16 protein-coding genes are annotated in these 19,386 nt (G+C 30.1%); 12 read left to right on the top strand and 4 right to left on the bottom strand.

Going from position 1 to position 19,386, the window contains the following annotated elements; genetic code table 11:
- Positions 1 to 2,454 (top strand): alpha-ketoacid dehydrogenase subunit alpha/beta, encoded by a 2,454-nt coding sequence (locus ACWYN7_RS14020; protein WP_462860605.1) that lies wholly within the window; start codon positions 1 to 3, stop codon positions 2,452 to 2,454.
- 281 nt (positions 2,455 to 2,735) lie between these two features.
- On the top strand, positions 2,736 to 5,162 hold the full coding sequence (locus tag ACWYN7_RS14015) for a zinc-dependent metalloprotease (RefSeq protein WP_462860604.1): 2,427 nt from the start codon (positions 2,736 to 2,738) through the stop codon (positions 5,160 to 5,162).
- A 3-nt stretch (positions 5,163 to 5,165) separates the two neighbouring features.
- Here the strand turns inward: ACWYN7_RS14015 and ACWYN7_RS14010 are convergent, their stop codons facing one another.
- Positions 5,166 to 6,437, bottom strand: a complete 1,272-nt coding sequence (locus ACWYN7_RS14010) for a DUF2851 family protein (protein WP_462860603.1) — start codon at positions 6,435 to 6,437, stop codon at positions 5,166 to 5,168.
- Between the two features lie 109 nt (positions 6,438 to 6,546).
- On the opposite strand from ACWYN7_RS14010, the gene ACWYN7_RS14005 reads away from it, so the two are divergent.
- From ACWYN7_RS14005 to ACWYN7_RS13960, 10 genes are all read left to right on the top strand, one after another.
- The gene (locus ACWYN7_RS14005) at positions 6,547 to 7,179 is read left to right on the top strand and encodes an NAD(P)H-dependent oxidoreductase (protein ID WP_462860602.1); all 633 of its coding nucleotides are present in this window, start codon (positions 6,547 to 6,549) and stop codon (positions 7,177 to 7,179) included.
- 94 nt (positions 7,180 to 7,273) lie between these two features.
- Complete coding sequence (locus ACWYN7_RS14000) at positions 7,274 to 8,737, top strand: aminoacyl-histidine dipeptidase (RefSeq protein ID WP_462860601.1); 1,464 nt, start codon at positions 7,274 to 7,276, stop codon at positions 8,735 to 8,737.
- 177 nt (positions 8,738 to 8,914) lie between these two features.
- Positions 8,915 to 9,679 carry a ParA family protein gene (locus ACWYN7_RS13995; protein WP_462860600.1) on the top strand — a complete coding sequence of 255 codons (765 nt, stop codon included), beginning with the start codon at positions 8,915 to 8,917 and terminating at the stop codon, positions 9,677 to 9,679.
- A gap of 4 nt (positions 9,680 to 9,683) precedes the next feature.
- Complete coding sequence (locus tag ACWYN7_RS13990) at positions 9,684 to 10,571, top strand: ParB/RepB/Spo0J family partition protein (RefSeq protein WP_462860599.1); 888 nt, start codon at positions 9,684 to 9,686, stop codon at positions 10,569 to 10,571.
- On the top strand, positions 10,572 to 11,171 hold the full coding sequence (locus ACWYN7_RS13985; RefSeq protein WP_462860598.1) for a DUF5683 domain-containing protein: 600 nt from the start codon (positions 10,572 to 10,574) through the stop codon (positions 11,169 to 11,171).
- A 1-nt stretch (position 11,172) separates the two neighbouring features.
- Positions 11,173 to 11,874 (top strand): 4-hydroxy-tetrahydrodipicolinate reductase, encoded by a 702-nt coding sequence (gene dapB, locus ACWYN7_RS13980; protein ID WP_462860597.1) that lies wholly within the window; start codon positions 11,173 to 11,175, stop codon positions 11,872 to 11,874.
- 121 nt (positions 11,875 to 11,995) lie between these two features.
- The gene (lepB, locus tag ACWYN7_RS13975) at positions 11,996 to 13,690 is read left to right on the top strand and encodes a signal peptidase I (RefSeq protein WP_462860596.1); all 1,695 of its coding nucleotides are present in this window, start codon (positions 11,996 to 11,998) and stop codon (positions 13,688 to 13,690) included.
- Between the two features lie 86 nt (positions 13,691 to 13,776).
- A complete protein-coding gene (locus ACWYN7_RS13970; protein WP_462860595.1) occupies positions 13,777 to 14,373 on the top strand; it encodes a WbqC family protein in 597 nt (198 codons plus the stop codon).
- 67 nt (positions 14,374 to 14,440) lie between these two features.
- Positions 14,441 to 15,016: a Crp/Fnr family transcriptional regulator gene (locus tag ACWYN7_RS13965; RefSeq protein ID WP_462860594.1), complete on the top strand. Its 576-nt coding sequence runs from the start codon at positions 14,441 to 14,443 to the stop codon at positions 15,014 to 15,016.
- A gap of 129 nt (positions 15,017 to 15,145) precedes the next feature.
- Entirely contained in the window at positions 15,146 to 15,451 is a 306-nt protein-coding gene (locus tag ACWYN7_RS13960; RefSeq protein ID WP_462860593.1) for a DUF6122 family protein, read from the top strand.
- Here the strand turns inward: ACWYN7_RS13960 and ACWYN7_RS13955 are convergent.
- From ACWYN7_RS13955 to ACWYN7_RS13945, 3 genes are read right to left on the bottom strand one after another with little or no spacing between them, the layout of a single operon-like run.
- The gene (locus tag ACWYN7_RS13955; protein WP_462860592.1) at positions 15,442 to 16,929 is read right to left on the bottom strand and encodes a lipopolysaccharide biosynthesis protein; all 1,488 of its coding nucleotides are present in this window, start codon (positions 16,927 to 16,929) and stop codon (positions 15,442 to 15,444) included. The two genes, ACWYN7_RS13960 and ACWYN7_RS13955, sit on opposite strands and share 10 nt — an antisense overlap.
- Before the next feature lies 1 nt (position 16,930).
- Positions 16,931 to 18,196: a glycosyltransferase family 4 protein gene (locus tag ACWYN7_RS13950; protein WP_462860591.1), complete on the bottom strand. Its 1,266-nt coding sequence runs from the start codon at positions 18,194 to 18,196 to the stop codon at positions 16,931 to 16,933.
- On the bottom strand, positions 18,193 to 19,386 hold the full coding sequence (locus tag ACWYN7_RS13945; protein ID WP_462860590.1) for a glycosyltransferase family 4 protein: 1,194 nt from the start codon (positions 19,384 to 19,386) through the stop codon (positions 18,193 to 18,195). Before ACWYN7_RS13945 ends, ACWYN7_RS13950 begins: the two co-directional genes overlap by 4 nt.

Genomic DNA, 19,386 nt, shown 5'->3' with positions numbered 1-19,386 from the left:
ATGTTGCAACAACCTGTCGCTTTAAACACTCAAGAAATTTCTTTTAACGAATTTAAAAAAGAAGTGTTAAAGGACTATAAAATTGCAAGAATTAGTAGAGAATGTAGTTTATTAGGAAGACGTGAAGTGCTTACTGGTAAAGCAAAGTTTGGTATTTTTGGCGATGGAAAAGAAGTACCGCAATTAGCTATGGCTAAAGCCTTTAAAAAAGGTGATTTTAGATCTGGCTATTACAGAGATCAAACTTTTATGATGGCTCTTGGTGAGCTTACAGCACAACAATTTTTTGCAGGTTTGTATGCTCATACAGACATTAACGCAGATCCAATGTCTGCAGGTAGACAAATGGGAGGGCATTTTGCAACCCACAGTTTACACGATAATGGAACCTGGAAAAACTTAACAAAACAATACAATTCAAGCTCAGACATCTCTCCTACTGCTGGCCAGATGCCACGTCTTTTAGGTTTAGCTCAGGCATCAAAAATTTATAGAAACGAAAAAAGTGTAAAAAACAACACCAACTTTTCTATAAATGGTAATGAAGTTGCTTGGGGTACAATTGGTAATGCAAGTACAAGCGAAGGTTTATTTTTCGAAACCATAAACGCTGCAGGTGTTCTACAAGTACCAATGGTAATGAGCGTTTGGGATGATGAATATGGAATTTCTGTACACGCAAAACATCAAACTACAAAAGAAAGCATCTCAGAAATTTTAAAAGGATTTCAAAGAGATCATAAAAATAAAGGTTACGAAATTTTTGTAATTAATGGTTGGGATTATGTGCAATTGGTAGATGTTTACCAAAAAGCAGCAAAACTAGCTAGCGAAGAACATGTACCTGTTTTAATTCACGTAAAAGAATTAACGCAACCACAAGGCCATTCTACGTCTGGTTCTCACGAAAGATACAAATCTAAAGAGCGTTTACAATGGGAAAAAAACCACGATTGTATCACTAAAATGCGCGAATGGATTTTAGACTTTGAGCTAGAAACAGAAACTGGAGACGTATTGCGTTTTGTAGAAGATGAAACAGATTTAATCATTTTAGAAAAAGAAGCTAAAAAAGAAGTAACCAATGCAAAAAGAAATGCTTGGAATGCATTTCTTAACGAAATAAAATCAGAAAGACTAGATGCTTCTGAATTACTAGAAAAAGCGGCACAAAAAAGTGCTAACAAACCTTTTATTCTAAAATATAAAAACGACTTAAACGCAATAACAGAACCAACTCGTAAAGATATTTTATCAACAGTTAGAAAATGCCTGTGGTATTTAAGAGATGAACATTCTGTAGAAAAAATTGCAATCCAAATTTATATAAAATCATTACTAAAAGAAGCTTATCAAAAATATTCAACACACTTAACTAGCGAAACCGATTTAAGTGCTTTAGAAGTTTTAGATAAAGCACCAACTTATAGTCAAGAAAAAAACTTAGTAGATGCCAGAATTATTATGAGAGATAATTTTGATGCCATTCTTAAAAAGCATCAAAATGTAGTAATTTTTGGAGAAGATGCTGGTTTTATTGGTGATGTTAATCAAGGATTAGAAGGTTTACAAGAAAAATATGGCAACATCAGAATTTCTGATACAGGTATTAGAGAAGCTACCATAATTGGCCAAGGAATTGGTTTAGCCATGAGAGGTTTACGACCAATTGCAGAAATTCAATACTTAGATTATTTGTTGTACGCTCTACAAATTATGAGTGATGATTTAGCCACTTTACGATATAGAACTTTCGGCAAACAAAAAGCACCTTTAATTATAAGAACTCGTGGTCATAGATTAGAAGGAATTTGGCACGCAGGTTCGCCTATGGGTGGAATTATAAATAATATTAGAGGCATACATGTTTTAGTACCAAGAAATATGACCAAAGCTGCAGGTTTTTACAATACACTTTTAGAAGGTGATGATCCTGCTTTGGTAATAGAATGTTTAAATGGATATCGTTTAAAAGAAGAATTACCTACAAATTTGGGCGATTTTAAAACGCCAATTGGTATTGTAGAAACTGTAAAAGAAGGTAAAGATATTACAGTGGTTTCTTACGGATCAACTTTACGCTTAGTTTTAGAAGCTGCAAAAGATTTAAGACAAGTAGGTATTGATATCGAAGTTATTGACGCTCAAAGTCTACTACCTTTCGACTTAACCAAAGATTGTGTAAAAAGTTTAGCAAAAACAAACAAGTTATTAGTGGTTGATGAAGATGTTCCTGGTGGTGCTTCTGCCTACATTTTACAAGAAATAATAGAAAATCAAAATGGTTACCAGTATCTAGACAGCAAACCATCTACACTAACTTCCAAACCACATAGACCTGCTTATGGTACTGATGGCGATTATTTTTCTAAACCTTCTGTTGAAGATATTTTCGAAAAAGTGTATGCTATTATGCACGAATCGAATCCAACTAAATTTAAAAGTTTATACTAAGCTTTTACATGTTGCATAATTTTTAATAATTAAAAATAGTTTCTTCTTTAGGTGCAATTGTTTATTTCATCAAGCAAGATCAATTGTACAAGTATAGAATTGGTAAAAAAGTAATTTTGTCTTAAACTTTATTTTGGTTGATAAATAAAATCAATTTAAACAAAAAGTCATAAAATTATTAACAATTCGTATTCATTTTATAGATATTTTAACAAAACGTAAAGACATACTAGCTGCGGTTTTATTTACTTTAGAAGCTTAATTTCTCAATAAACACACACATGAAAAAACTACTACTCTTTTCAATGATTTCTGTTTTTGCCTTTAAAACTGAGGTAAGAGCTCAAAAAAAGAAATCTAAAAAAGAACAAACAGTTCAAACAGCAGCTCCAAAAGCAAAAAAGAGCAAAACTCCAAAATATTCAGATTTTGTAACTTCAAAAACAAAAACAGACGAAGGTTTGTTTAAAGTACACAACACCAACAATAAATTCATTTATGAAATACCAGAGTCGCATCTAGGTAAAGAAATGCTATTGGTTACTAGAATTAAAGAAATTCCTGCGGGTTTAGGTGGTGGTTATGTAAATGCTGGTTCTAAAATAAACACCCAAGTTGTGGTTTGGGAAAAATTTCAAGATAAAATTTTATTAAAAGTAAAATCTTACAACGCAGTTGCCAATGATTCTTTGCCGATTTATAAATCCGTAAAAGTGAACAATCTAGAACCTATCATTTATGCTTTCGATATAAAAACTCAAAACCAAGATTCTACTGCAGTTTTGGTTGATGTAACTAAATTTTTTACCTCAGATATTAAAGCCATTTCTGCCTTACCTGCACGTTATAGAAGAACCTATAAAGTAAGAAGATTAGATGCTTCTAGAAGTTTTATCAACTCTATAAAAAGTTATCCAGAAAACATAGAAGTTGTGCAAGATTTTACTTTTGATGCAGATGCTCCTCCAAGTAATTCTAGAACAAATACCATTACAATTCGTGTAAATCAATCTATGATTGTATTGCCAGAAGATAAAATGATGCCAAGATTGTATGACAAAAGAGTAGGCTATTTTTCTCTTGGTAATGTAGATTACAGCTCAGAAGCTTTAAAAGCAGACGATAAAAGATACATTAGAAGATGGCGTTTAGAACCTAAAGACCTTGACGCTTATAATAGAGGAGAATTGGTAGAACCTAAAAAACCAATAGTATATTATTTAGATCCTGGTACGCCAGATAAATTAAAAAAATACATTAAACAAGGTGTAGATGATTGGGCTAAAGTTTTTGAAACTGCTGGGTTTAAAAATGCAATTATGGCAAAATACCCTCCTACCAAAGAAGAAGATCCAGAATTTAGCATGGAAGATGTTCGTTATTCTTCTATTAGATATGTAGCAAGTACTACAAGAAATGCCACAGGGCCAAGTGTTTCTGATCCTAGAACTGGAGAGATTCTTGAGAGCGATATTATTTGGTATCATAATCATTTACGTTCTTATAGAAATAGATATTTATTAGAAACTGGTGCAGCTAATCCTTCAGCAAGAACATTAGATACTCCAGAAGAAGAAATTGGTGAAATGATGCGCATGGTAATTTCTCATGAAGTGGGTCATGCTTTGGGTTTACCTCATAATATGGCTGCAAGCTATGCATATCCTGTAGATTCTTTACGATCTGGAAAATTTACCCAGAAAATGGGAATTGCTGCTACAATTATGGATTATGCTCGTTATAATTATATAGCTCAACCAGGTGATGAAAACGTAAGATTTGTACGTCAATTAGGTCCATATGATCATTATGCAATCAATTGGGGATATCGTAAAATTCCTGGTGCAAAAACACCTGAACAAGAAGTTAAAACTTTAGACAAATGGATTGAAGAAAAAGCTGATGACCCAATTTACAGATTTGGCGCACAACGTTTTGATCCTTCTGCACAAACCGAAGGCATTGGAAACGACCAAGTAAAAGCTTCTACTTACGGAATAAAAAACTTAAAAATAGTAGCAGAGAATTTACCAGAATGGACTTCTGATCAAACCAATAACTATGAAGATTTATCAGAGTTATATGGCGAATTACTTGGGGTTTGGAGCAGATATGTTGGTCATGTAACTGGTAATATTGGTGGAGTTTACGAATTCAATAAAAAACCTGTTCAAGAAGGTTTGGTTTACGAACCTGTTTCTAAAGAAAAGCAAAAAGAATCGATGGTCTGGTTACAAAAAAATGCTTTTGCTACACAAAAATGGTTGTTGAATCCTAAGATTTTGGCCAATATTGATGAAAGTGGCTACACAAATACTATTTTACGTTTGCAAAACAGACAATTATATTCGCTATTAAATACTTCTAGATTAGAAAGATTAATTGATGCAGAAATTATAAATCTTAAAAGTTACGATGCCTTAAGTATGGTTCGCGATTTAAGAACTGGCATTTTCTCAGAAGCCAATTATGTTAGAAATGTAGATGTTTTTAGACGTAATTTACAAAAGTCTTTAATAGACAGAATGGGTATTTTATTAAACGATAAAGAGGCAAAAAACTCAGATGTTAGCTCTATACTTAGAGGCGAATTAGAAAGCTTAAATTTTCAATTAACCATTGCTAAAAATAGAGCTGTAAACAGAATTACAAAATACCATTATAGAGATTGTATGGCTAAAATTAAGGAAATTTTAAATCCCAAATAAAAGTTACCTTCTCAATAAATTATTTCCTATTGCACAATGTAAACAGCGTTTCTTTGTGCAATAGTTGTTTTTAAGCGATAACAAAGCCTGACTATCCATAGCATTTTTAGCTTCAATTTTTAAATCAGAAAATTTAGAAATTATACTGTTTTTTTCAGGCTTTATTTGTTTTATCAATTGTAAAAACACTTCTTCTTTCAATTCATTTTTATGCTTTAAATACACAAATTTTAAAGGTAAAATGGTGTTTATCAAAATTAAATCTACAAAAGATTTTGTTAGTTTTTTGGTTGATTTTTTTGATGACTTTTCAAACGTATAATGCGTTTGCCAAAACTCTTGAATTCCAAAATTAAAAACGTCATAAAAACCTTCTTTTTTGTTGATACTCATCAACTTAGAAAATAAATTTTGATGTGTAAAAAACAAAGATGCTAGTTGAGCAATTCGAATGGTTGGAAAATTTTGAGGTCGCATTCTAAAAAACTGAAAAGTATTTTTAGAAATTGATTTTAGTTGATATTTATGTTTTAAATACTCATATTCCTTTTTTAATTCTTTATAATAATGTTCTTCAATTTCATCTTCTAAAAACCCTGCTTGACCAAAAAATAAAGCTGTTAATTGCCCCTCATTAAAACGCACTTTTCTAACCACAGAAAAATCTAAAGATTGCGCCAATTGCAAAAAAGCATCTCCGTTAATTTTTAGTCCGAAATTTTTTGCTAAAATTTGAAAAAGTACAGCTTCGAAATCGAAATTTTCAGTTTTAAGCAAATTTTTAATAAGGTTTGATTTCTGTTCTAAACGATCAAAATACAAACGTTCTAACCAATTATCAATTACAAATGGATTCACCAAATCTATTTGATTTTCACAAGGAATCCATTTTTGTTTTTGATAAATTAAGTGATTGTAATTCTGTAACACATTTTTATCAACCAAATTTTTTAATTCTAAAGTTGGTAAAATATTGTTGTTTTTCATATAAATATCCGCATCATAATCCCAAACAACATGTAAAATTACAGCATCGTAATTTGCATCTTCTTCATGTTTGTGTAAATACCAATCCGAAGATTTTACATGCATTTCTACATTACCTACCCAAAGTTGATGTTCAATCTGAATTTGTGCATTTAAAAAATCTGGACCTTCATTTCTATTATGAGCTCCAGTTTTCTTAACAAGAATTTGTTTGCCATCTGTAGTACATAAACTAGTACTAGAAAAGAGTTTGTATTGCCACACGTAATACAAAAAATCTTCTTTCATCCTTTTTATTTTCAAGGTACAAAAAATTTATATGTGTATCAATATTACCAATAGAAACTTAACTGTTTCAACATCTATTGATGTATTTTTGTTATTTACAACAAAGATTATGAATACAATAGAAAGTTTACAATGGAGATATGCTGTTAAGAAATTTGATACAGAAAAAACACTTTCAGCTACACAAATACATACACTAAAAGAAGCCTTTAATTTAACGCCAACTTCTTATGGTTTACAACCATTAAAATTAATCGTTATTCAAAACAAAGCCATTCAAGAAGAACTGGTTTTGCATTCTATGAATCAGCCTCAGGTTTTAGAAGCCTCTCACCTATTGGTAATTTGCATCCCTAAAACTTATGAAACTAAAGAGATTGAAAGCTATTTTAATTTGGTGAAAAAAGTTAGGCAAACTCCAGATGAAATTTTAAATCCGTTTAAAGAATTTTTAGCGGCTCAAATTGCACAAAAAACACAAGAAGAATTGGCACTTTGGAACAAAAACCAAGCCTATATTGCATTGGGTAATTTACTTACGGTTTGCGCATTAGAAAAAATAGACGCTTGCCCTATGGAAGGTTTTAATCCAGAAAAATATGATGAAATTTTAAAATTAAAAGCACAAAATTTAACTTCTGTATTAGTTTTACCTGTTGGTTTTAGGGCTAAAGACGATTATATGAAAGACTTAAAAAAAGTACGTAAAAACTTAGAAGATATTGTTGTAGAAATCAACTAAAACAGCTTCTAAATTTTTGTCACAAGTTCACGAATTGTTATTTTGCATAAATATTAATTCGTGATTTTTTTTATCACGAAAAAACAAAATATAAATGAATCAAGATATCAGAACTATAGCTCCAATATCAGTTTGGAATCATTTTGCAGATTTAAATGCAGTGCCTAGACCATCAAAAAAAGAAGAAAGAATTATCCAATTTATGGTTGATTTTGGTAAAAGTTTACAGCTAGAAACTTTTGTAGATAAAGTAGGTAATGTAATCATTAAAAAACCTGCAACTACTGGTATGGAAAACAGAAAAATTACAGTAATGCAAGGCCATTTAGATATGGTGCATCAAAAAAATTCTGATACTGTTTTCGATTTTGATAAAGAAGGTATTAAAATGTATGTTGATGGAGATTGGGTAAAAGCAGTTGGTACAACCTTAGGCGCAGATAATGGTTTAGGGGTTGCTGCAATTATGGCTATCTTATCCTCTACAGATATTGATCACCCAGAAATTGAAGCGCTATTTACCATTGATGAAGAAACTGGAATGACAGGTGCAATGGGTTTGGAAGGCAATATTTTAAAAGGTGAAATCTTACTAAACTTAGACACTGAAGAAGATGACGAAATTGGTATTGGTTGTGCAGGTGGTGTAGATGTTACTGCTAAAAGAACGTATCTTGAGGAATCTTTACCAGAAAATACAACTGCATTTTCTATAGCTGTAACTGGTTTAAATGGCGGTCATTCTGGAATGGACATTATAAAAGGATTAGGAAATGCCAACAAAATAATGAATCGTTTGTTATTTGAAGGATACCACAAATATGGCTTAAGAATTGCGGAATTACATGGTGGTAGTTTGCGAAATGCAATTCCTAGAGAAAGCTTTGCATCAATTGTGGTAAACACCAATTTAGCAGATTCTTTTCTATCAGAAACTTCTACACTTATCAACAAAATTAAGGCTGAGTTTTCAACATTAGAAAAAAACTTATCTGTTGAAATTCAAGAAATTGACTCTCCAAGTAAAATAATGGAAGTATATGCACAAGAAAGCTTTATAAAATCTATTTATGCAGCTTTAAACGGAGTGTATAGAATGAGTCCTGATGTAGTTGGTTTAGTAGAAACTTCTAATAATATTGCAAAAATTACGGTAAAAGATGGTGCAATTAAAATTGGTTGCTTAACAAGATCATCATCTGAATCTAACAAATGGGATTTAGCAAATTCTTTAAAAGCTTGTTTTGAATTAGGAGGTTTTAATGTTGATTTTTCTGGTACTTATCCTGGTTGGTTACCAAATATGAATTCTTCTATTTTAAAAACAGTAGAAAGAACATATGTTAATTTGTTTAACGAACAACCACATGTTGCAGCTTGTCATGCAGGTTTAGAATGTGGAATTTTAGGTCAGAATTACCCAGATATGGAAATGATTTCTTTTGGACCAAATATAAAAGGAGCGCATTCTCCAGATGAACGTGCACAAATATCATCGACCCAAAAATTCTGGAAATTGTTAATAGAAGTTTTAAAAAATATACCTTTAAAAGCTTAGCATTCTTAAACACCTTAAAAACAAGACCTGTTTTTATAAAATTGTTTAAAAAAATCAAAAATAAATTCGTAATCAATTTATTAACAGTTATTTACGAATTTATCTTTTTGTTAACATCTTTAAATTTCAGAAAACAGAAAAAAATGTAATTTTACTCTTTATTAACACAAAGTTATTATGGGAAAAATAATTGCTATTGCAAATCAAAAAGGGGGTGTAGGTAAAACTACAACAAGTGTTAATTTAGCAGCTTCTTTGGGTGTTTTAGAAAAAAAGGTTTTATTGATAGATGCAGACCCACAAGCAAATGCTTCTTCTGGTTTAGGCTTAGATGTAGAAGCTATTGAGTTGGGTACGTATCAGGTTTTAGAACATACTATAAATGCAAAAGATGCCATTCTTAAAACAACATCGCCAAACGTAGATATTATCCCTGCACATATAGATTTGGTAGCTATAGAAATTGAATTGGTAGACAAGCAAGAAAGAGAATACATGCTTAAAAAATCTATCAAAAGCATTAAAGAAGAGTATGATTATATTTTAATAGATTGTGCACCTTCTTTAGGTTTAATAACCTTAAACTCTTTGGTAGCAGCAGATTCAGTTATTATTCCTATACAATGCGAATATTTTGCGTTAGAAGGTTTAGGCAAATTATTAAATACCATAAAAAGCGTACAAAACATTCATAATCCTAATTTAGATATAGAAGGTTTGTTGTTAACAATGTTCGATTCTCGTTTGCGATTATCAAATCAAGTAGTAGACGAGGTAAGAAAACATTTTTCTAGCATGGTTTTTGATACAATTATTAGAAGAAATACACGTTTGGGAGAAGCACCAAGTTATGGAGAAAGCATTATTGCTTATGATGCTACTAGTAAAGGTGCAATAAATTACTTAAATTTAGCCCAAGAATTATTAAAAAAGAATTTGTAAAATAATGGCAAAAGCAACAAGGAAACAGGCTTTAGGAAGAGGATTATCTGCTTTATTACAAGAAACACCTAACATTAATTCTGCATCAGACAAGAATGCAGATAAAGTTGTGGGTAATATTATAGAAATAGAATTAGATTTAATTGATGTAAACCCTTACCAACCAAGAACTTATTTTGATGAAGAAGCTTTAAGAGAATTAGCAAGTTCTATTAGAGAATTAGGGGTTATACAACCTATTACAGTTCGTAAATTAGAAGGCAACAAGTTTCAATTGGTTTCTGGTGAGCGTCGTTTTAGAGCATCAAAATTAATAGGAAACCCAACAATACCAGCCTATATAAGATTGGCTAACGACCAAGAAATGCTAGAAATGGCATTGGTTGAAAATATACAGCGTAAAAACTTAGACCCAATAGAAGTTGCACTTTCTTACCAACGTTTAATTGATGAAATTCAGTTAACTCAAGAAGAATTAAGTACAAGAGTGGGTAAAAAAAGATCTACAGTTACCAATTATTTACGTTTGTTAAAATTAGATCCTATTTTACAAACTGGTATGCGAGATGGATTTATTTCTATGGGGCATGGTCGTGCTATGATTAATGTAGATAATACAGAAGATCAATTGGCTATTTACGAAAAAGTTTTACGCGAAAAATTATCTGTAAGACAAACAGAAGACTTGGTAAAAAGTTTAAAAACAGGTTCTATTGCTAAGCCAAAAAAGAAAACTGTAATTCCTAGTTTTGTTCGAGAAAGCAAAAAAGAAATTAGCGAGTTTTTTGGTCATAAAATAGACATTTCTGTAGCTTCTAATGGCAAAGGTAAAATCTCGATTCCTTTTCATTCAGAAGAAGATTTTAATCGAATAAAAAACTTACTAAAATAAGTGCTTTTTAAAAAAATCATACTTATTCTTTTTATTGCATTTTATGCTGCGAATTCTTTTGCGCAAAAAGATTCTACAGATGTAAAAATTAAAGATATAAAAGTTTTAGGCAATACTAACATAAAACCGCAAGGTGTTTACGATCCGTTAGCGCCATCTAAAGCAGCTTTTTATTCTGCAATTTTTCCTGGAATGGGTCAGATTTACAACAAAAAATATTGGAAAGCACCCATTGTTTGGGGGGCATTAGCCATACCAACATATTATTATCAAATAAACAATAACGATTACAAACGTTATAGAACTGCTTACAAATTAAGAAAAGCAGGCTTAAAAGATGAATTTACTTCAGATGATGGAAGCGTTTTAGTATCTACAGCAACCTTAGAAACTGCACAAGAACAGTTAAAAGAAAATAGAGATTTTTCGCTTTTATCAGGAATTTTAATATACGTACTACAAATTGTTGAAGCCAGTGTAAATGCGCATTTGTTGCAATTTAATACGGATGATAATTTGTCTTTAAAACCCGCTTTTATTCCTGATCCAATTCAGTTTGAAGCACCAACAGTAGGATTACAAATTAAATTTACTTTTTAAAATGAAGATTGCACTTTTAGGATATGGAAGAATGGGCAAAGAGATTGAAAAAATTGCAATTTCTAGAGGCCATGAAATAGTAATTCGTAAAGATGCTAAAGATGTTATAGATATTACTTTGGCTGATGTTGCTATAGATTTTAGCATACCAAACTCTGCTTTTGGTAATATTACCAACTGTTTAAACAACAATGTACCTGTAATTTCTGGTACCACTGGTTGGTTAGATAAATATGATGAAGCTGTAGCACTTTGTAAAGAAAAAAAAGGAGGTTTTATTTACGCTTCTAATTTTAGCGTAGGTGTAAATATCTTTTTTGAGTTAAACAAACAATTGGCTAAAATGATGAGTACTTTAAACGAGTATAATGTTTCTATGGAAGAAATTCATCATACCAAAAAATTAGATGCACCAAGTGGCACTGCAATAACTTTGGCAGAAGGTGTTATAGAAAATACTTCTAAAAAAGATTGGGTTTTAGGTGATAATGAAAGTGAAGAAAACATACCTATTGTAGCAAAAAGAATTCCAGAAGTGCCAGGTACACATACAGTTTGGTACAATTCTGAAGTAGATACTATAGAAATTAAACATACTGCACACAACAGAAAAGGTTTTGCTTTGGGCGCAGTAATTGCAGCAGAATGGATTTTAGATAAAACTGGTGTATTTTCTATGAAAGATGTGTTAAACATCTCATAAATACTGTAACATAAAATTAAAGTAGTTACTAACTACTAACTTCTCGAGCGCAGTCGAGAGGTTTTTAAAAAATTAGAATAGCATTCTCGACTGCGCTCGAACTGACAACAATACTGAAATTATGACGTATACACAATGGTTAATTTTCATTCTAGTTATTCAAGTAATTCACTTTTTAGGTACTTGGAAATTGTATGTAAAAGCAGGTAGAAAAGCTTGGGAAGCTGCAGTGCCTATTTATAATGGAATTGTTTTAATGCAAATTATAAAGCGTCCAAAATGGTGGATTATTCTTCTATTTATTCCTATTGTAAATTTGCTGATGTTTCCTGTTATTTGGATAGAAACCATTAGAACTTTTGGCTTTTATAAAAAATTAGATTCCTTTTTAGTAATTGTAACTTTAGGATTGTATATTTTTTACATCAACTATGCTACAGAAGCAAAATACAATGCAGACAGAAGTTTAAAACCTCGTTCAGAATTAGGTGAATGGGTTAGTTCTATTGCCTTTGCAATTATTGCTGCAACTTTAGTGCATACGTATTTTATGCAACCATTTACCATTCCTACATCGTCTTTAGAAAAATCTTTATTAGTTGGTGATTATTTATTTGTAAGTAAATTTCATTATGGAGCAAGAGTGCCATCAACAGTAATTGCAGCACCTATGGTTCACGATTCTTTACCACTTACTGGTTTGGCATCGTATTTAAAAAAGCCGCAATTGCCATATACTCGTTTGCCTGGTATACAAGAAATTAAGAATAACGATATTGTTTGTTTTAACTGGCCTGCAGATTCTTTAGCAACAATGTGGGGTGATAATTCTGGAAAATTCACCTACAAACCTGTAGATAAAAAAACAAATTATGTAAAACGTTCTGTTGGTATTGCTGGTGATTCTTTAGAAATGAGAGATGGTTATTTTTATATTAACGGTAAAAAGAACGAATTGCCTTACAGAGCAAAATTGCAGTTTTACTATACGTTTGAGTGCAAAGAGCCAATTAGCCAAAGTAGTTTTCCTAAGTTTTTATTATCGAAAGAAAGAACTGGAGTTTACAAAATTCTTACAGAATATTGGGAAAACGAAAAAGTACAAACAGCTATTAAAGAAAATGGAAGTCTTTCAAAAATTGGTCAAGATTCTTTATATACAGAAGTCGCTGGAGGTATAAATCCTGATTTTGCAAAAAGACTAAAAATGGTTAATGTTGATAATAAAATCAACATTAATTTAACTGAAGATGAAGTTGCAAGACTTAAAAAATATCCATTAACCTTATCTGTTACTAAAATTAATCATGCAAATGACAATGCCATTTTTCCTCATGTAGAAAAATTAGGTTGGAGTCAAGATAATTTCGGACCAATTTATATTCCTGAAGCTGGAGCCACTGTAAAATTGGATAAAAACTCTTTGCCTTTTTATGAGCAAATTATTAAAAACTACGAGTATAATGATTTGGTTGTAAATGGTGATGATATTTTTATTAACGGAGAAAAAGTTGATAGTTACACCTTTAAACAAGATTATTTTTACTTAATTGGTGATAATAGACACAACTCTTTAGATTCTCGTTATTGGGGTTATGTTCCTTTCGATCACGTTTTAGGAAAACCTGTTATGGTTTGGTTTAGTTGGGATGCAGATGCTCCTAGTTTTGGTGCAAAACTAAAATCAATTCGTTGGGACAGAATGTTTACCACTGTTCACGGAGATGGAGAACCAGTTTCTTACAGATATTTAGTGTTTGCTTTAATTGCACTTTATATTGGTTGGAGTTATTACAAATCTAAAAAGAAAGCATAAGTATTGTTTTAACTTTTTAAATTTAAAACCTAAAAAACTCTTTATAAACTAGTTAACTTTTCTCTTTAGAGAATTAAAAGGGACTTATGTCATTATTTATACCAACCTATTTTTCACCAATTGCTCAGTATGCAGAAATTGTAAAAGCAGATAACGTTTTGTTTGAAGTAGAAGACAATTTTCAAAAGCAGAGTTATAGAAATCGTTGTTATATTTATAATTCTAGTGGCAAACAACTCTTAACCATTCCTGTAAAACATCAAATTAAAAACGGAAGAAAAAAAACTAAAGACACTTTAGTAGAAAATAATTTTCCTTGGCAAGATCAACATTTTAAATCGCTACAAATTGCCTATAGAACTTCACCTTTTTTTGATTTTTTAGAGGATGATATTGCTCCTATTTTTTATAAAAAATATAAGTTTTTGCACGATTTAAATATAGATACTTATCTTTTTATTACGGATGCATTGCAATTGAATTCAGAATTTTCGCTTACTACAGAGTATCAATCAGAAAGTATTGAGAATGATTTTAGAATTTTGGCTGATCGAAAATATCAACCTAAAAAAATTGTTCCAAAATACATTCAAATGTTTGATGATAAACACGGATTTATCCCTAACTTATCCATATTAGACCTTTTATTTATGGAAGGCCCTAATACAATTAGCTTTTTATAATTTTTTTTATAATTTTGTAACTCAGAACTTTCCCCAGCTGCTTAACATTTTTTTAAAATATATATGAATGCATATATTAAAAAAATTTACGGATCAATTTGAGGATATTCCAAAAGAAAGTCTTGACTCATTTATACAATTAGCTTCTAAACAAGAATTTAAAAAGAATGAGTATGTTACCAATTTTAATGAAATACCTACAAACTTTTACATTATAAAATCTGGAATTGTCAGGTCTTATTATGTAGAAGATAATGGAAAAGAATATACCAGATCTTTTTTTAGAGATAATAATCCTACAGGTTCTTTAAAATCTCTTTTGTTAAAAGAACCAAGTAAATTAGCTTATGAATGTTTAACTGATGCTACTTTGTATAAGGTAAATTACTACGATTTTTTGAAATTAACTAAAGAAGATATTGGTTTAGCCAATTTACACTCAAGATTCTTAGAGTCTGTCTTTTTATTAATGGAATCTGAAATTTATAGTTTAGCCATATTAAATGCCACTGAAAGGTATTTAAAACTAAAAAAAGAAATTCCGGATATCGAAAACATTATAGCTCAATACCATATTGCTGCTTATTTAAATATATCTGCTGTACAATTAAGCAGAATTCGTAAAAAATTATACTCTAAATAATTCTATTAACATAGGTAAAGTTTTAAATGCCAAATAATATTTATTATTGCAAAGTAATAAATAAAATTCCCCCATTTTTTTATTATAAACTAAAAAAGGTTTATTTTAAATAAACCTTTTTAGTTTTTTATGATAAAATTCGCAATACACTATTCACTTCATTTTTTAATACCCCTTTTATTTTCTTACTTTTTCTTTAGAAAAAACTGGAAAAGTATTTATTTAATTTTTCTATTATCGATGTTGGTAGATGTAGATCATCTACTAGCAAATCCTATTTTTGAAGAAAACAGATGCAGTATTAACTTTCATCCTTTGCATTCTTATATCGCGATTTGCTTTTATGCAGTTGGTTTATTTTTTAAAAAAGTTAGAATACTCTGTGTAGCGTTGTTGTTTCATATGCTAACAGATTTTATAGATTGTTATTTATAAAATCTTTTAAAGATTCGATTGATATCATCAGAAATATGTAATTTGATTATCAAAATAAAATAAACCACAGTAATAAGAATACTTTTTAAAATGATGTTTATAATTGGATGAATTGGGAATTTAAACAGATAAATATTGCTTATTGTAAAATCCCAAAAATTAAAAACCAAATACAAAACAGTAATTATAATAAACATTACAAAAGTTTTGTTGGTAAAAGGCGTCATTAAAAATTTTCTTTTTACAAATATCAATCTAAAAGTATTGGCTGCAAAAATGACTATTAAAGTGGCAAAAGCCAAGCCATCAGTACCCATTTCTAACTCGTAATAAAAAAGTTTATTTAAAAAATACACAGAAAAAGCCATTCCTAAACTTAAAGGCAAAACAATTCTATAAAACTTAGAATTATTGATAATTGCCCCATTATTGCCTAAAAAACCATTGTACATTTTAAGCAAAGAAATCATAAAAACCACTAAAGTTCCACCTGCATATTCTTTTGGTAACAAATTAAACAATTGGTGAATGTTTGCATTAATCAACACAAAGAAAAAGCCACTAATCAATAATAAATTAATAGAGCTTTTTTTGTATAAAGAAGCCACTTCTTTATGATTTTCTTCATTTAACGTTTTAGAAGTTAATGGCTGTAAAATATTTAACATGGCTCTACTTGGTGCTTCTATAAAAGAACCAATAAACACTGCAACAGAATAATAAGCTGCTTTTTCTAGAGTTTCTTTTCCAGGAATCATAAACTTATCAATATCTAAAATTATGGCTCCTGCACTACCAGCCAAAATTATATACAGCGAAAAACGTAGAATTTCTTTAAAATTATCGGGTGTAGAAAAAGTGAATTTCGGAAAATACAAACTAAAGGCATAAAACATCATTACAAACATTCTTAAAAAATAAGCTGCTGTTAGGTAATAAATGAATTCTGATTTGGTAATCCAATCAAAATAAACTGCAAATAATAGCATCATAACTACTGCCCTATTCCAAAGTTCTTTTAAAATATTACCAAAAACCGATTGAAACTGCACTTTTGCCCAAGCATAAAAAACCTCGAAATAAGCACAGGTAAATGCCACCAAATAAATTACAAAGGTGTATTCTTTTATAATTGGGTTTTCTTCGGATAAATAGTTACTAATTTCTTCGTAAAATAAATTACCAAAAAATCCCATTGGTATTGCTATCAATAAAGGTAAAAATAGCACAGAAGATAAAAACTTATCTTTCTCTATTTTAGTAAAATAACTCGAAAAGAATTTTACAATAGTATGATGAATTCCTAATGCAATTAAAGGCATTAATATGTTTGAAGTTGCCAATAAATAAGTAACCAAACCATAATACTCATCTTCTAAAAAACGAGTGTATAAAAACAAAGTATTTATACCACCAATGGCAAAACCTAAATATATAAAAAGTGTATTTTTAAAAGACTGTTTTAATACGATTCCCATTTTACGATGTCATACTTTTTAAGATGATGGCTAATTGTGCTGTTAAATTTTTACGATGATATTGCTCAACGTTTTTAGAATCTACTTGTAAAAATCCTTCTTTATATTTTTGATACAATTCTTTAATTTCTGAGGATAGTTTGGCTTCGTTATCGAAACCAACAACAACTCCAGCATTTGTATTTTCTAATATTTCTGATAAATCTGCTTTTTCTGGACCTATGGCTAAAATAGGTCTTTTTGCGGTTAGATATTCAAAAAGTTTGCCTGTTAAAATACCTTCCGATTTTTTTACATTCGGAATTAACAACAGCAAAACCTGTGCTTTTTTCTGATAAACAATTGCTTCTTTGTGAGAAACATATCCTTTAAACTCTGTTTGATTTATTAAATTATGCTGAACGATTTCCTTTTTTACATCATTAGAAATATCACCAATAAAATTTAATTTTAAATCGTTTTTAAAATCTTGATTTTCTAAACATAAATTTTCTAAAACCCTGAATAACAATGTAGGATTACTCTGTTTTGGTAGCAAACCAATATAAGAAATGGTGAATTTTTCTTCTAACTTTACACTGTTTTGATGGGTTACTTCATCATCAAAACCATTAGTAATTACCTCTACTCTTTTGGCTTTTTTATCGAACTCATTTTTTAACGTATTGCTAACAGTTAACACACAATCTGCGGTTTTAAAAACAGAATTTTCTAACTTTACATTTTTCTTTTTTGCAAAAGAAAGCTGATTAAATTCTTTATTATAATACAAGTCTGACCAAGGATCTCTAAAATCTGCCAACCATTTTACATTATTTTTATTGCAGATTTTTTTGGCAATTAAATGCATACTGTGAGGCGGACCTGTAGAAATTACGACATCAACTGGTGTATCTTTTAAAAATTGAGTTAAGAATTTAACTGAAGGTTTTACCCAAAATATTTTTGGATCTGGTATAAAGAAATTCCCTCTAACAAAAGATAGAAATCCACTGTTAGTGCTATTAGAAATGTCTTTTTTTTGTTGATTTTTCTTTTTCCAAAACAGTACATCTGTTGGTTCCCAAATAGGTTGCTGTACTACTTTTACTTCTTTAGGAATTTCATTTAGTAAAGAATTGTCTTCTTTTGGATAATTTGCATTGGCAACAGTATACACAATAGGTTCAATGCCAAAACTTTGTAAATATTTTACAAATTTTAACCAACGTTGAACGCCAGAACCACCTGCAGGAGGCCAATAATATGTAATGATGAGTACTTTCAATCTGTTAAATTATCGTATAAATGTATGAGCTTTTTTGATGTTTGTTCCCAAGAAAACTCGTTTCTCACAAAACCTTTTCCATTTGCACCAAGTTCATTTCTTAGGGCTTCGTTTTTATATAATTGCATGGTTTTATCAGCAAAATCAGTTACATCTTCTGCTTTGTGCACCAAACCAGATTTGTAATTTTCTGTCAAGTTTTTTTGAGCGGTAGCATCACTAACCAACAAAGGTTTTCCAAAACTCATATATTGAAAAATTTTGTTGGCGTAAGTAGTATCATGATGTAAATTTCTGTGCAAAGGAGAAATACAAATTTCACTCGATAATATATACGAACTAAAATATTTGGGATCTTTCCATCCTAAAAAATCTACATACACTTCTACTTTTAAATCTTTTGCTAATTGTTTTAGAATAGCATCTGTTGAGTTTTTACCAACAACAACTAGTTTAATATTCGGGATTTTATCACTCAAAAAAACTAGTGATTTAATAGCAGTTTGCAAACCTCTTCGTAAACCAGTATCACCAATATAAAGCAACACAAAATGATGAGAATATCGATTTAAAATTTCTGGAAAAGTGGCATATTTTGTAAAAAATTCTTTACGTACTGTGTTAGGAACATCAATAATTTTATCAGATTTTATCTGTAATCTCTTTACAATTTCGTTCTTAGATTCTTGGGTAACCACAATAACCTTGTCCGCTTTTTTAATAAATTTTTCTTCGTTCTTTTTCCATTTTTTTGGAGAGATCAAATACTTACCAGGAAATTTAGTTAAATGCGGATAGAACTTCATAATCTCAGGTCTATTTTCGTGCAAATCTAAAATAGTTGAAAGGTTTAATTTTTTATTGGCACTAAAAACGGTGTCTGCAATTCTAATATCATGAATATGAATTGCTTCTATCTTATTTTCAATTAAAAAATGTTGAATTTTATCCTTTAGCATCCATTTGTAAAAAGCAAAAGTGTAGGCTAAAGCCGATAATTTATAGGTAAGTTTATTAGACAAATAGCGTTTTACTTGAATTTTATGAATATGTTCTGAGGATGCTTGGCTATCATCATAAGTCAAACAAAAAAGAAAAACAGCATGCCCTGCATTGATTAATGCAATAGCCTCGTTTTCTACTCTAGGATCAGGAGGAAACTCCTCATCTAAAATCATTCCTATATTCAT

This window comes from Polaribacter sp. M10 (assembly GCF_054968445.1).
The sequence above is the reverse complement of the archived record's forward strand: the minus strand, read 5'-3'. Positions and strand labels throughout refer to the sequence as shown.

What these genes read in the sequence shown, in the direction of transcription:
- ACWYN7_RS14000 (WP_462860601.1), top strand. Translation starts at nt 7,274, where the DNA reads ATGAATCAAGATATCAGAACTATAGCTCCAATATCAGTTTGGAATCAT.
- ACWYN7_RS14015 (WP_462860604.1), top strand. Translation starts at nt 2,736, where the DNA reads ATGAAAAAACTACTACTCTTTTCAATGATTTCTGTTTTTGCCTTTAAA.
- ACWYN7_RS13955 (WP_462860592.1), bottom strand. Translation starts at nt 16,929, where the DNA reads ATGGGAATCGTATTAAAACAGTCTTTTAAAAATACACTTTTTATATAT.
- dapB (WP_462860597.1), top strand. Translation starts at nt 11,173, where the DNA reads ATGAAGATTGCACTTTTAGGATATGGAAGAATGGGCAAAGAGATTGAA.
- ACWYN7_RS13995 (WP_462860600.1), top strand. Translation starts at nt 8,915, where the DNA reads ATGGGAAAAATAATTGCTATTGCAAATCAAAAAGGGGGTGTAGGTAAA.
- ACWYN7_RS13970 (WP_462860595.1), top strand. Translation starts at nt 13,777, where the DNA reads ATGTCATTATTTATACCAACCTATTTTTCACCAATTGCTCAGTATGCA.
- lepB (WP_462860596.1), top strand. Translation starts at nt 11,996, where the DNA reads ATGACGTATACACAATGGTTAATTTTCATTCTAGTTATTCAAGTAATT.
- ACWYN7_RS13960 (WP_462860593.1), top strand. Translation starts at nt 15,146, where the DNA reads ATGATAAAATTCGCAATACACTATTCACTTCATTTTTTAATACCCCTT.
- ACWYN7_RS14020 (WP_462860605.1), top strand. Translation starts at nt 1, where the DNA reads ATGTTGCAACAACCTGTCGCTTTAAACACTCAAGAAATTTCTTTTAAC.
- ACWYN7_RS13990 (WP_462860599.1), top strand. Translation starts at nt 9,684, where the DNA reads ATGGCAAAAGCAACAAGGAAACAGGCTTTAGGAAGAGGATTATCTGCT.
- ACWYN7_RS13965 (WP_462860594.1), top strand. Translation starts at nt 14,441, where the DNA reads ATGCATATATTAAAAAAATTTACGGATCAATTTGAGGATATTCCAAAA.
- ACWYN7_RS14010 (WP_462860603.1), bottom strand. Translation starts at nt 6,437, where the DNA reads ATGAAAGAAGATTTTTTGTATTACGTGTGGCAATACAAACTCTTTTCT.
- ACWYN7_RS13945 (WP_462860590.1), bottom strand. Translation starts at nt 19,386, where the DNA reads ATGAATATAGGAATGATTTTAGATGAGGAGTTTCCTCCTGATCCTAGA.
- ACWYN7_RS14005 (WP_462860602.1), top strand. Translation starts at nt 6,547, where the DNA reads ATGAATACAATAGAAAGTTTACAATGGAGATATGCTGTTAAGAAATTT.